This is a genomic window from Pseudomonas sp. ADAK13 (genome assembly GCF_012935715.1).
Lineage (GTDB): Bacteria > Pseudomonadota > Gammaproteobacteria > Pseudomonadales > Pseudomonadaceae > Aquipseudomonas.
Map to the genome: position 1 here is coordinate 2,812,241 of NZ_CP052860.1, position 12,727 is coordinate 2,824,967.

Genomic DNA, 12,727 nt, shown 5'->3' on the forward strand with positions numbered 1-12,727 from the left:
CCATGACGACGAACGTAATCAGCCTGGTGTCCATCGGCGCCCACCCGACTTCCGGCCGGCCTCGCCGTGCCGAGCAAGATGCCCGTGCGGTGGAACTGGGCCTGCAACTGGCTGGGGATAACCTGCAAGTGCTGCACGCCGGCGACATCGCCGAACCGACCCTGCGCGCTTACCTGGGCATGGGTTTGCCGCAGTTGCATGTGCTTGAACAACCGGCCGGGACGGATGCTTTGCCGGCGCTCAGTGACTATCTGCGGGACGCGGGCGCCCACGTGGTACTCACCGGCAGCCAGGCGGAAACCGGCGAAGGCTCGGGAATGTTGCCGTTCCTGCTGGCCGAGCAGTTGGGCTGGCCGCTGATTGTCGGCCTGGCCCAGGTGGAATCCATCGACGGCGGCGTGGCCCATGTACTCCAAGCGCTGCCACGTGGCCAGCGGCGGCGCTTGAAGGTGCGCTTGCCGTTCCTGGCCACGGTGGATAACGCGGCGCCCAAGCCCCGGCAAAGCGCCTACGGGCCGGCTCAGCGCGGCGTGCTGGAAGCCCATGACGTCGAGGTGTTGGAGGATGAGTTATTCACAGGCGCTGTGTTGCAACCGGCCAAACCACGGCCCAAGCGCCTCAAGGTGATCAAGGCCAAGAGTGGTGCCGACCGTATGAAAGCGGCCACGGCCAAGGCCAGCGGCGGTGGCGGGCAGGTGCTCAAGGGTGTCAGCCCGCAAGACGGTGCCCAGGCCATTCTCAAGTTGCTCATAGAAGAAGGCGTGGTTCGCTGACCTTATCCAGGGATTGTGGCTTTACCCACAATCCCTGTTAACCCGCCTGTGGATAACCTGTTCGCGGCTGTCCACAGCCCTTGCAAATCAAGCCCTCCAGCCCGCTGTATGAAAAACAACCAGCGTAACTGACGGTTTTTCCTTGGGTTTTTCTGTGGATAAGGAAAATGCCCGGCGCACACTTGCCCCCAAAGTCTGTTGGTGCTTCTGTGGATAAGATGTTCGCTATCCGCTGTAGGCCATGCAGAACGTGGCTTTCAGTGGTCTGATCAAAATATGATCAATATCGGCTTTTCGACGGGTTTTCCCTCTCGAGGCCGCGATTTCACTCAGTCACAGGCGGTTTTCCACAGACAGGCCAAAGTTGCCCCCAAAGTCTGTTGGCGCTTCTGTGGATAAGGTGTTTGCGTTCCTCTGTAGCCCATACGGAGCGTGGCTTTCAGGCTTTAGGTCAAAAAACGATCAATGCGGGATAAAACCCGTCTCTTTGAATAAGTCACGGATTTTCTTGATTTTATTTCGATAGGAAAGCGCAGTTGCCCACAATTGCTGTGGGTGGCTTTGTGGATAAGTTGTTGGGCAATGGCTGGAAGCCAGGGCGCCATTGGTCTGTCAGGGTGTTGGATGAATTATGTACAGCCATAAATTATTGTGGGAGCCGGGCTTGCCCGCGATGACGGAGTAACAGCCAACAGAGGGGTTGAATGTTAAATCGCTATCGCGGGCAAGCCCGGCTCCCACATTTTGATCAGCAGCGTGTCAGCTGGTTACTCATGTACGGCAACGCCTTTCAGATACGGCGCCGGCGCCGCCCCCAGGTTGCTCAGCATCCGCTCGCTGTACCAATCCACAAAGTTGACCACGCCAAACTCATAGGTCTTGGAATACGGCCCCGGCTGGTACGCCGTGGAGTTGATGCCGCGCTGGTTTTCTTCGGCCAGGCGCCGGTCCTGGTCATTGGTGGCGTCCCACACTTTGCGCATGCGCTCGACGTCGTAGTCCACGCCTTCCACGGCGTCCTTGTGCACGATCCACTTGGTGGTGACCATGGTTTCCTGGGCGCTGATCGGCCACACGGTGAACACGATGATGTGGTCGCCCATGCAGTGGTTCCACGAGTGTGGCAGGTGCAGGATGCGCATCGAGCCCAGGTCCGGGTTCTTGATGCGGCCCATCAGCTTGTTGCAGCCTTGCTTGCCGTCGAGGGTCATCGACACGGTGCCCTTGAGCAGCGGCATGCGCACGATGCGGTTACGCAGGCCGAAACTGGCGTGGGCGTAAGGGATCTTCTCGGCGTCCCACGCGGCGGCGGAGGCGGCCACGTGGTCCTTGAAGGCCTGGTCGGCCCGTGGGTCGGTGACATCGTCCCATTCCAGCAGGGTTTTCAACAGTTCCGGGTGCGACGCGTTGCAGTGGTAGCACTCGCGGTTGTTTTCCAGCACTAGCTTCCAGTTGGCTTTTTCGAACAAGGTGGTCTGGATCGCCACCTTGGTGTTTTCCATGTCGTAGGGTTCCATGTAGTGGCTCAGGGTCGACAGGAAGTCGTCGATGGCCGGCGGGTTCTCCGACAGGCTGATGAAGATATAGCCACCGGCGGTCTTCACGTTCACAGGCTTCAAGCCGTACTGCTTCATGTCGAAGTCGGCGCCCATCTCGGTGCCGGCGAACAGCAGGCGGCCGTCCAGCTCGTACGTCCACTGGTGGTAATGGCAGACCAGCTTGGCGACCTTGCCCTTGTCGCTGGTGCACAAGCGCGAACCGCGATGGCGGCACACGTTATGGAACGCATGCACCACGCCGTCGGCGCCGCGGATCACGATGATCGGGTTCTTGCCCACTTGCAGGGTGATGTAGTTGCCCTTGGCGGGGATCTCGCAGGTCATGCCGGCGATCAACCACTCTTTCTGGAAAATTTCCTGCATGTCGATATCGAACAGCCGCTCATCAGAGTAAAACGGCTGCGGCAGCGAAAAGGTGCGCTCGCGTTCTTGCAGCATTTGCGCGGTGGCCTTGCGTGCGGGTTCCAGCGGATCGCCCAAGCTTAAGGTTGCGGTGACGTCCATCGTGTGTGTCCTCATGGCCATTCTGTGTGGCCGGCGAAAAGTGGCTAATCAGGTTTTGCAGCAAGGCGTAAAGAAAGCGTCGTTGTTGGGAGCGAGTGTGGGGCCGGCGCAGGCCAGAACCTTATCCATGAGCGACATGGCCCACTCTGTTCCCGACGCGCAACCCCCGTGGTATGGGGGCTGGTCGCGATAAGTATGTGAATGTCGCAGATAGGTAAATGGGTGGTTCTCGCGTTACGCAGAATCGCCACCATAAAGCCGAACTACGGCAGTGGAGAACAGCATGTCCAACAGCTTCCTGAATCCGGTAACTACCCAGACCTGGGCCAATGGTCGGCACATCGTCCGTTGCGTCAAAGTCATCCAGGAAACCTGGGACGTGCGCACTTTCTGCTTCATGGCCGACCAGCCGATCCTGTTCTTTTTCAAACCCGGGCAGTTCGTCACCCTGGAGCTGGAAATCGAAGGGCAGCCGATCATGCGCTCCTACACGATTTCCAGTTCACCGTCGGTGCCGTACAGCTTCTCGGTGACCATCAAGCGCGTGCCGGGCGGCAGGGTGTCCAACTGGCTGCATGACACACTGCACGAAGGCCAGGAACTGGCGGTGCACGGGCCGGTGGGCCTGTTCAACGCCATCGACTTCCCGAGCCCGAAAGTGCTGTACCTCAGCGGCGGTGTCGGTATCACCCCGGTGATGTCCATGGCGCGCTGGTTCTACGACACCAACGCCAACGTCGACATGACGTTTATCCACAGCGCCCGCTCGCCCAAAGACATCATCTACCACCGCGAACTCGAGCACATGGCGTCGCGGATCGATAACTTCAGCCTGCACCTGATCTGCGAGAAGCATGGCCTTGGCGAGCCATGGGCCGGTTATCGCGGCTACCTGAACCACAAGATGCTCGAACTGATGGTGCCGGATTTCCTTGAGCGGGAAGTCTTCTGCTGCGGCCCTACGCCGTACATGAACGCGGTGAAACGCCTGCTGGAAGCCTCCGGTTTCGACATGGCGCGCTATCACGAGGAATCCTTCGGCGCCACGCCACCGGAAGCCCGTGCCGACGCGGTGGAGCAAGCCGAGCAAGCGGCGGACGCACCGGAAATCGACCTGGCGGATCTGCACCAGGTGGAATTCATTGCATCGGGCAAAAGCATCCGCGTGGCACCGGGCGAGACCGTCCACGCAGCGGCGGCCAAGCTTGGCCTGCTGATTCCGAAAGCCTGCGGCATGGGGATCTGCGGGACGTGCAAGGTGATGAAACTGGGCGGGGAAGTCGAAATGGACCACAACGGCGGGATCACCGAGGAAGATGAAGCCGAGGGTTACATCCTGTCGTGCTGCAGCGTGCCGAAGGGTGATGTGCGTATCGAGTTTTAAGTGGGTAGTGATCGTTCCCACGCTCCGCGTGGGAATGCCTCCTCGGACGCTCCGCGTCCCGCTGTGTGGCGCGGAGCGTCACGGGCTGCATTCCCACGCAGAGCGTGGGAACGATCAGTCAGGGGTTATTGGGCGTAGATGTGGATGACGAAATGCTGGCCTGATGCTGTCAATTCATAGACTTTGTCGGTGACGGTCAATGTCCGGGTCTGTTCGCTGATGGTGTCACCGACTTTCACGGTTTTTCTGAACTCGTCCCAGTCGATGACTGTGGTCTGGACCGTGCCGTCGCCTTGCAGTTTGTTGTCGTAGCGATTGACTTCCATGGTGTTGCCCTCTGCTGGATTTCCGTTTCCGGCCGATGGTTCGGCAGGCGGGTGTTCCCGAAAGGTGTCAGATGTATCTGCCACCTTTCGGGTTCCAAGAGGCTAGTCAATGAAAGTGGGGTTGGTTGCTGTCAGAAATATCAAAAAACAGTCTCGGCATTCCGCCAGTATCCATTGGCTTGATTCCTACTTCAGGCGCTCATCACTTCCCGAATATCAGCGGCCAGTTCTCTGACGCGCTCTTCCTCGGTGTCCCACGCACACATGAAGCGCGCGCCGCCTTTGCCGATGAAGGTGTAGAACCGCCAGCCCTTGGCCGTCAGCGCGGCAATGGCCGGTTCCGAGAGTTGCAGGAACACACCGTTGGCCTGCACCGGGAACATCAACTCAACCCCCGGAATGTCCGCCACCAAACTGCTGAGCAATTGCGCGCAGTGGTTGGCGTGACGGGCGTGCTTGAGCCACGCGTCGTTTTCCAGCAGGCCTACCCACGGTGCGGACAGGAAGCGCATCTTTGATGCAAGCTGCCCGGCCTGTTTGCAGCGGTAGTCGAAGTCTTCGGCCAGCTTGTGGTTGAAGAACAGGATCGCCTCGCCCACGGCCATGCCGTTCTTGGTGCCGCCAAAGCACAGCACGTCGACCCCGGCTTTCCAGGTCAGGTCGGCAGGCGAGCAGCCGAGGAACGCGCAGGCGTTGGAGAAGCGTGCGCCGTCCATGTGCAGGTTCAGCCCCAGTTCCTTGCAGGTGACGCTGATGGCGCGGATTTCTGCGGGGGTGTACACGCTGCCGACTTCCGTGGCCTGGGTCAGGGTGACCACGCGCGGTTTCGGGTAGTGGATGTCCTGGCGCTTGAGGGCGATCTCGCGGATCGACTCCGGGGTCAGCTTGCCGTTTTCGGTGCGGGCGGTGAGCAGCTTGGAGCCATTGGAGAAAAACTCCGGCGCGCCGCATTCGTCGGTTTCGACGTGGGCGGTTTCCGAGCAAATCACGCTATGGTAGCTCTGGCACAGTGAAGACAGGGCCAGGGAGTTGGCGGCGGTGCCGTTGAAGGCGAAGAACACTTCGCAGTCGGTTTCGAACAGTTTGCGGAAACCGTCGGCGGCGCGGTGGGTCCATTCATCATCGCCATAGGCACGTTGATGGCCCTGGTTGGCGAGTTCCATGGCGGCCCAGGCTTCCGGGCAGATGCCGGAATAGTTGTCGCTGGCGAATTGTTGGCTCTTGTCGGTCATGGCCCAGTCCTGTGGTCGATGTTGGTGCGCACTTTACCGAAGATTGTCGGGCGGGCGCACGCACTGTTAATGCAAAGTCAGTGGGGAATTATGCACGGTTCTGAACGCCTTCCTGTAAGCCCCGTCCGCGATTGCGCCCTGGATCTGCTCAAGTGGCTGGCGCTGCTGAGCATGGTGCTGGACCACCTGCGCTATGTCGGTTTGAGCCTGGACGGGCTGTATGTGCCGGGGCGTCTGGCGTTCCCGTGGTTTTGCCTGGCGATTGCGGCAAATCTGCACCGGGTCAAGGATGCGCCCGTTACCGGCCAGTGGCGCTATCTGGGCTGGTTGCTGCTGTTCAGCGTGATCAGTGAGGTGCCGTACCGGATGTTCATTGACGACGCCGACACGCTGAACGTGCTGCCGACCCTGGCGCTGGGTTTGCTGGTTGCCCGGGGATGGCAGCAGAAGGCGGCTATTGATCGAGGATTGGCGTTGATCGCGCTGGTTGCTGCGGGGTTGTTTTCGGCGCAGCTGATGTTCGGTTTCTTTGGCGTGCTGCTGCCGCTGGCGATGCTGCTGGTGTTTCGCCGGCCGTGGTATTTCAGCGTGTTACCGGGTGTGGTGTGCCTGGCGGCCAATCAATGGCAGATTCTGCTCAACAGCGGCACGCTCGTGGCCATGCTGGGATTGGCCACCTGCCTGATTGCGCCACTGGCCGGATTGGTCTTGTTGCGACAGGCCAGACAGGTGTCGCCACCGGCTATGCGGCGCTGGGCGTATGCGCTCTATCCGGCGCATTTCCTGCTGCTGCTACTCGTGCGCAAGATCATCGCCTAACCCTTGTGGGAGCTGGCTTGCCTGCGATGCAGACGCCTCGGTGTACCCGTTGCACCGAGGGGATGCTATCGCAGGCAAGCCAGCTCCCACACAAGCCCGCTCCCACATTTGTTCTGCGTCGTTCATCCGATGTCGTAAACGCACCTTTGCGTGGCGTCCGTAGGCATTTGGTCTATCTGTACCAGCCCTACCATCGCATCAAAGGGCGCTGCCGCGTGCACGTGCCTCAACAAGACGAAATGCTGGGAGAGACGCGATGTTCAGCAAGCAAGACCAGATCCAGGGTTATGACGATGCACTGCTGGCGGCGATGAATGCCGAGGAGCAGCGCCAGGAAGATCATATCGAGCTGATCGCGTCAGAGAACTACACCAGCAAGCGCGTCATGGAAGCCCAGGGCAGCGGCCTCACCAACAAATACGCCGAAGGGTATCCGGGCAAGCGCTACTACGGTGGCTGCGAGCACGTGGACAAGGTGGAAGCGCTGGCCATCGAGCGCGCCAAGCAACTGTTCGGCGCCGACTACGCCAACGTGCAGCCGCACTCCGGTTCGTCCGCCAACAGCGCGGTGTACCTGGCGCTGCTGAACGCCGGTGACACCATCCTCGGCATGAGCCTGGCCCACGGTGGCCACCTGACCCACGGCGCCAAAGTGTCGTCCTCGGGCAAGCTGTACAACGCGGTGCAATACGGCATCGACACCGCCACCGGCCTGATCGATTACGACGAAGTCGAGCGCCTGGCCGTGGAGCACAAGCCGAAGATGGTCGTGGCCGGTTTCTCCGCTTACTCCAAGACCCTGGATTTCCCGCGCTTCCGCCAGATTGCCGACAAGGTCGGTGCGCTGCTGTTCGTCGACATGGCCCACGTCGCCGGCCTGGTGGCAGCCGGCTTGTACCCGAACCCGCTGCCCTACGCCGATGTGGTCACCACCACGACCCACAAGACCCTGCGCGGTCCCCGTGGAGGGCTGATTTTGGCCCGCGCCAATGAAGAAATTGAAAAGAAACTCAACTCCGCGGTATTCCCGGGTGCCCAGGGCGGCCCGCTGATGCACGTGATCGCCGGCAAGGCGGTGTGCTTCAAGGAAGCCCAGGAACCGGGTTTCAAGGCCTATCAACAGCAAGTGATCGACAACGCCCAGGCCATGGCCGGCGTGTTTATCAAACGCGGCTACGATGTCGTGTCCGGCGGGACCGATAACCACCTGTTCCTGGTCAGCCTGATCCGTCAGGGCCTCACCGGCAAAGACGCGGACGCCGCCCTGGGCCGCGCCCACATCACCGTCAACAAAAACGCCGTGCCCAACGACCCGCAGTCGCCGTTCGTGACTTCGGGCCTGCGTATCGGCACCCCGGCGGTGACCACACGCGGCTTCAAAGTGACCCAATGCCTGGAGTTGGCCGGCTGGATCTGCGACATCCTCGACAACCTCGGCGACGCCGATGTGGAGGCCAACGTCGCCAAGCATGTGGCCGCCCTGTGCGCTGATTTCCCGGTTTATCGCTGAGCGCGGTTTTGGAGTAATGACTATGCAACGCTACTCGGGCTTCGGCCTCTTCAAGCACTCACTCAGCCACCACGAAAACTGGCAGAAGATGTGGCGCACGCCGACCCCCAAAAAGGTCTACGACGTGGTCATCGTCGGCGGCGGCGGGCATGGTCTGGCGACGGCTTACTATTTGGCCAAAGAGCACGGCATCACCAACGTGGCCGTGGTCGAGAAAGGCTGGTTGGGCGGCGGTAACACCGCGCGTAACACCACCATCGTGCGCTCCAACTACCTGTGGGATGAGTCGGCGCACCTGTACGAACACGCGATGAAACTCTGGGAAGGTTTGTCCCAGGACCTGAACTACAACGTAATGTTCTCCCAGCGTGGCGTCTACAACCTGTGCCACACCCTGCAAGACATCCGTGATTCCGAGCGTCGCGTCAGCGCCAACCGCCTCAACGGGGTGGACGGCGAACTGCTCAACGCCAAACAAGTGGCCGACGAGATCCCGTACCTCGACTGCTCAAAGAACACCCGCTACCCGGTCATGGGCGCCACCGTGCAACGTCGCGGCGGCGTGGCCCGTCACGATGCCGTGGCCTGGGGCTTTGCCCGCGCCGCCGACGCACTGGGCGTGGACCTGATCCAGCAGACCGAAGTCATCGGTTTCCGCAAGGAAAACGGCGTGTGCATCGGCGTCGAAACCAACAAGGGCTTTATCGGCGCCAAGCGCGTCGGTGTGGTCACGGCGGGTAACTCCGGGCACATGGCGTCGCTGGCGGGCTTCCGCCTGCCGATCGAATCCCACCCGCTGCAAGCGCTGGTGTCGGAGCCGATCAAGCCGATCATCGACAGCGTGATCATGTCCAACGCCGTGCACGGCTACATCAGCCAGTCCGACAAGGGCGACCTGGTGATCGGCGCCGGCATTGACGGCTACAACGGCTACGGCCAGCGCGGCTCCTACCCGGTGATTGAACACACCATCCAGGCCATCGTCGAGATGTTCCCGGTGCTGTCCCGCGTGCGTATGAACCGCCAGTGGGGCGGGATCGTCGACACCACGCCGGATGCCTGCCCGATCATCTCCAAGACCCCGGTCCCGAACATGTTCTTCAACTGCGGTTGGGGCACCGGTGGTTTTAAAGCGACTCCAGGCTCAGGCAACGTATTTGCCGCCAGCCTTGCCAAGGGTGAAATGCACCCGTTGGCCGCTCCTTTCTCCATCGACCGTTTCCACAACGGTGCGCTGATCGACGAACACGGCGCTGCGGCCGTCGCCCACTAACAGGAGAAATTTCCTATGTTGCATATCTTCTGTCCTCACTGTGGCGAACTGCGCTCCGAAGAGGAATTCCACGCGTCCGGCCAAGCGCACATCCCGCGCCCGCTGGACCCGAATACCTGCACCGACGAGCAGTGGGGCGACTACATGTTCTTCCGCGACAACCCGCGCGGCCTGCACCACGAGCTGTGGATTCACGCCGCCGGTTGCCGCCAGTATTTCAACGCGACCCGCGACACCGTGACCTACGAAATTCTTGAAACTTACAAGATCGGTGAGAAGCCACAATTCACCGCCAAGGCCTCTGGAGAGAAGGTATGAGCCAGATCAATCGCCTGTCCAACGGTGGCCGGATCGACCGCAACAAAGTCCTCAGCTTCAGCTTCAACGGCCAGAGCTACAAAGGCTTTGAAGGCGACACCCTGGCCGCTGCACTGCTGGCCAACGGCGTCGACATCATCGGCCGCAGCTTCAAGTATTCCCGCCCGCGCGGCATCTTCGCCGCCGGTGCCGAAGAGCCGAACGCGGTGCTGCAGATTGGCGCCACTGAAGCCACGCAAATTCCTAACGTGCGCGCCACGCAACAGGCGCTGTACCAGGGTTTGGTCGCCACCAGCACCAACGGCTGGCCGAGCGTGAACAACGACATGATGGGCATTCTCGGCAAGGTCGGCGGCAAGCTGATGCCGCCGGGTTTCTACTACAAAACCTTCATGTACCCGCAATCGTTCTGGATGACGTACGAGAAGTACATCCGTAAGGCTGCAGGTTTAGGCCGCTCGCCGACCGAGAACGACCCGGACACCTACGACTACATGAACCGTCACTGCGACGTGCTGATTGTGGGCGCCGGCCCTGCCGGTCTGTCGGCGGCCCTGGCCGCTGCTCGCAGCGGCGCGCGGGTGATCATCGCGGACGAGCAGGAAGAATTCGGCGGCTCCTTGCTGGATTCCCGTGAAAGCCTCGACGGCAAGCCGGCCGCCGAATGGGTTGCCAGCGTGATCGCGGAACTCAAAGCTCTGCCGGATGTGGTGCTGCTGCCTCGCGCCACCGTCAACGGCTACCACGACCATAACTTCCTGACCATTCACGAGCGCCTTACCGATCACCTCGGTGACCGTGCGCCGATCGGCCAGGTGCGTCAGCGTATCCACCGTGTGCGTGCCAAGCGTGTCGTGTTGGCCACCGGTGCGTGCGAGCGTCCGCTGGTGTACGGCAACAACGACGTGCCGGGCAACATGCTGGCCGGTGCGGTCTCGACTTACGTGCGTCGCTACGGCGTGGCACCGGGCAAGAAGCTGGTGCTGTCGACCAACAACGATCATGCCTACCGCGTTGCGCTGGACTGGTTCGACGCCGGTCTTACCGTTGTTGCCGTAGCCGATGCTCGCCACAACCCACGAGGCGCGCTGGTTGAAGAGGCCCGTGCCAAGGGTATTCGCATCCTCACCGGCAGCGCCGTGATCGAAGCCCGTGGCAGCAAGCACGTCACCGGCGCGCGCGTGGCCGCCATCGACGTCAAGGCCCACAAAGTCACCAGCCCCGGAGAATGGCTGGAGTGCGACCTGGTGGCCAGCTCCGGTGGCTACAGCCCGGTGGTTCACCTGGCCTCGCACCTGGGCGGCAAGCCGACCTGGCGTGAAGACATCCTCGGTTTTGTACCGGGCGAAGCACCGCAGAAACGCGTGTGCGTTGGTGGTATCAACGGCGTCTACGGCCTGGGCGACTCCCTGGCAGACGGTTTTGAAGGCGGCGTGCGCGCGGCCAGCGAAGCCGGTTTTGCACCGGTGGAAGGTACGCTGCCAAAAGCCTTGAGCCGTCTGGAAGAGCCGACCCTTGCGCTGTTCCAGGTGCCCCACGAAAAAGCCACTGCACGGGCGCCGAAGCAATTTGTCGACCTGCAAAACGACGTCACCGCCGCCGCCATCGAACTCGCCACCCGCGAAGGTTTCGAGTCGGTGGAGCACGTCAAACGCTACACCGCGCTGGGCTTCGGCACCGATCAGGGCAAGCTCGGCAACGTCAACGGCCTGGCCATCGCGGCCCGCTCGCTGAACGTGACCATCCCGCAGATGGGCACCACCATGTTCCGCCCCAACTACACGCCGGTGACCTTCGGCGCGGTAGCGGGCCGCCACTGTGGGCACATCTTCGAGCCGGTGCGCTACACCGCGCTGCACGCCTGGCACGTGAAAAACGGTGCCGAGTTTGAAGACGTCGGCCAGTGGAAACGCCCGTGGTACTTCCCGCGCAACGGTGAAGACCTGCACGCCGCGGTCAAACGCGAATGCCTGGCCGTACGCGACAGCGTCGGCCTGCTGGATGCGTCCACCCTCGGCAAGATCGACATTCAAGGCCCGGATGCCCGCGAATTCCTCAACCGCATCTACAGCAACGCCTGGACCAAGCTCGACGTGGGCAAGGCCCGCTACGGCCTGATGTGCAAGGAAGACGGCATGGTCTTCGACGACGGCGTCACCGCTTGCCTCGCCGACAACCACTTCCTGATGACCACCACCACCGGCGGCGCGGCGCGCGTACTTCAGTGGCTGGAAATCTACCAGCAGACCGAATGGCCAGACCTCAAGGTGTACTTCACCTCGGTCACCGACCACTGGGCGACCATGACCCTGTCCGGCCCCAACAGCCGCAAGCTGCTGAGCGAAGTCACCGACATCGACCTGGACAAGGACGGCTTCCCGTTCATGACCTGGAAAGAAGGTTTGGTGGGCGGCGTGCCGGCGCGGGTGTTCCGGATTTCGTTTACCGGTGAGCTGTCGTACGAAGTCAACGTGCAGGCCGACTACGCCATGGGCGTGCTCGAAAAAATCGTCGAGGCCGGCAAAAAGTACAACCTGACCCCGTACGGCACCGAGACCATGCACGTGCTGCGGGCCGAGAAGGGTTTCATCATCGTCGGCCAGGACACCGACGGCTCGATGACCCCGGACGACCTGAACATGGGCTGGTGTGTAGGCCGCACCAAACCGTTCTCGTGGATCGGCTGGCGCGGGATGAATCGCGAAGATTGCGTGCGTGAAGACCGCAAGCAACTGGTGGGCTTGAAGCCGATTGACCCGAACGTGTGGCTGCCGGAAGGCGCGCAGCTGGTGTTCGACGCCAAGCAGACGATCCCGATGAAGATGGTCGGCCACGTCACCTCCAGTTATGCCCACAACTCCCTGGGTTATTCGTTTGCCATGGGCGTGGTGAAGGGCGGCTTGAAGCGCATCGGCGAGCGGGTGTTTGCACCGCTGGCAGATGGCAGCGTGATCGAGGCGGAGATTGTGTCTTCGGTGTTCTTTGACCCGAAAGGCGAGCGTCAAAATATCTGACAGACCGAGTCGCCT

10 protein-coding genes are annotated in these 12,727 nt (G+C 61.4%); 7 read left to right on the forward strand and 3 right to left on the reverse strand.

What is annotated here, in order from left to right; translation table 11 throughout:
- The first annotated feature begins 2 nt into the window (after positions 1-2).
- A complete protein-coding gene (gene etfB / locus HKK54_RS13065) occupies positions 3-773 on the forward strand; it encodes an electron transfer flavoprotein subunit beta (protein ID WP_010167509.1) in 771 nt (256 codons plus the stop codon).
- A 767-nt stretch (positions 774-1,540) separates the two neighbouring features.
- Here etfB and gbcA read toward each other — a convergent pair.
- Complete coding sequence (gene gbcA, locus HKK54_RS13070; RefSeq protein ID WP_003216945.1) at positions 1,541-2,836, reverse strand: glycine-betaine demethylase subunit GbcA; 1,296 nt, start codon at positions 2,834-2,836, stop codon at positions 1,541-1,543.
- Positions 2,837-3,119: 283 nt separating this feature from the next.
- Here gbcA and gbcB point away from each other — a divergent pair, with 283 nt between their 5' ends.
- Entirely contained in the window at positions 3,120-4,220 is a 1,101-nt protein-coding gene (gene gbcB, locus HKK54_RS13075) for a glycine-betaine demethylase subunit GbcB (RefSeq protein WP_010167504.1), read from the forward strand.
- A gap of 125 nt (positions 4,221-4,345) precedes the next feature.
- Here gbcB and HKK54_RS13085 read toward each other — a convergent pair whose 3' ends face one another.
- Together HKK54_RS13085 and HKK54_RS13090 are read right to left on the reverse strand one after the other, a co-directional pair.
- Positions 4,346-4,546, reverse strand: a complete 201-nt coding sequence (locus tag HKK54_RS13085; RefSeq protein WP_169389279.1) for a hypothetical protein — start codon at positions 4,544-4,546, stop codon at positions 4,346-4,348.
- Positions 4,547-4,737: 191 nt separating this feature from the next.
- Positions 4,738-5,778 carry a threonine aldolase family protein gene (locus HKK54_RS13090; protein WP_169386962.1) on the reverse strand — a complete coding sequence of 347 codons (1,041 nt, stop codon included), beginning with the start codon at positions 5,776-5,778 and terminating at the stop codon, positions 4,738-4,740.
- Between the two features lie 90 nt (positions 5,779-5,868).
- On the opposite strand from HKK54_RS13090, the gene HKK54_RS13095 reads away from it, so the two are divergent.
- The 5 genes from HKK54_RS13095 to HKK54_RS13115 all read left to right on the forward strand — a co-directional run bounded on the left by HKK54_RS13095 (position 5,869) and on the right by HKK54_RS13115 (position 12,712).
- A complete protein-coding gene (locus HKK54_RS13095; RefSeq protein WP_169386963.1) occupies positions 5,869-6,597 on the forward strand; it encodes a TraX family protein in 729 nt (242 codons plus the stop codon).
- A 256-nt stretch (positions 6,598-6,853) separates the two neighbouring features.
- The gene (locus HKK54_RS13100) at positions 6,854-8,107 is read left to right on the forward strand and encodes a serine hydroxymethyltransferase (RefSeq protein WP_010167495.1); all 1,254 of its coding nucleotides are present in this window, start codon (positions 6,854-6,856) and stop codon (positions 8,105-8,107) included.
- A gap of 22 nt (positions 8,108-8,129) precedes the next feature.
- On the forward strand, positions 8,130-9,380 hold the full coding sequence (locus tag HKK54_RS13105; RefSeq protein WP_003209185.1) for a sarcosine oxidase subunit beta: 1,251 nt from the start codon (positions 8,130-8,132) through the stop codon (positions 9,378-9,380).
- Positions 9,381-9,395: 15 nt separating this feature from the next.
- The gene (locus tag HKK54_RS13110; RefSeq protein WP_010167494.1) at positions 9,396-9,698 is read left to right on the forward strand and encodes a sarcosine oxidase subunit delta; all 303 of its coding nucleotides are present in this window, start codon (positions 9,396-9,398) and stop codon (positions 9,696-9,698) included.
- Positions 9,695-12,712, forward strand: a complete 3,018-nt coding sequence (locus tag HKK54_RS13115; RefSeq protein WP_169386964.1) for a sarcosine oxidase subunit alpha — start codon at positions 9,695-9,697, stop codon at positions 12,710-12,712. The genes HKK54_RS13110 and HKK54_RS13115 overlap by 4 nt, the downstream gene beginning before the upstream one ends.
- Positions 12,713-12,727: the final 15 nt, after the last annotated feature.

Excerpts from the sequence above, each read along its gene's own strand:
- HKK54_RS13110 (WP_010167494.1), top strand. The coding sequence starts at position 9,396 with ATGTTGCATATCTTCTGTCCTCACTGTGGCGAACTGCGCTCCGAAGAG.
- HKK54_RS13105 (WP_003209185.1), top strand. The coding sequence starts at position 8,130 with ATGCAACGCTACTCGGGCTTCGGCCTCTTCAAGCACTCACTCAGCCAC.
- HKK54_RS13100 (WP_010167495.1), top strand. The coding sequence starts at position 6,854 with ATGTTCAGCAAGCAAGACCAGATCCAGGGTTATGACGATGCACTGCTG.
- gbcA (WP_003216945.1), bottom strand. The coding sequence starts at position 2,836 with ATGGACGTCACCGCAACCTTAAGCTTGGGCGATCCGCTGGAACCCGCA.
- etfB (WP_010167509.1), top strand. The coding sequence starts at position 3 with ATGACGACGAACGTAATCAGCCTGGTGTCCATCGGCGCCCACCCGACT.
- HKK54_RS13095 (WP_169386963.1), top strand. The coding sequence starts at position 5,869 with ATGCACGGTTCTGAACGCCTTCCTGTAAGCCCCGTCCGCGATTGCGCC.
- HKK54_RS13090 (WP_169386962.1), bottom strand. The coding sequence starts at position 5,778 with ATGACCGACAAGAGCCAACAATTCGCCAGCGACAACTATTCCGGCATC.
- HKK54_RS13115 (WP_169386964.1), top strand. The coding sequence starts at position 9,695 with ATGAGCCAGATCAATCGCCTGTCCAACGGTGGCCGGATCGACCGCAAC.
- gbcB (WP_010167504.1), top strand. The coding sequence starts at position 3,120 with ATGTCCAACAGCTTCCTGAATCCGGTAACTACCCAGACCTGGGCCAAT.
- HKK54_RS13085 (WP_169389279.1), bottom strand. The coding sequence starts at position 4,546 with ATGGAAGTCAATCGCTACGACAACAAACTGCAAGGCGACGGCACGGTC.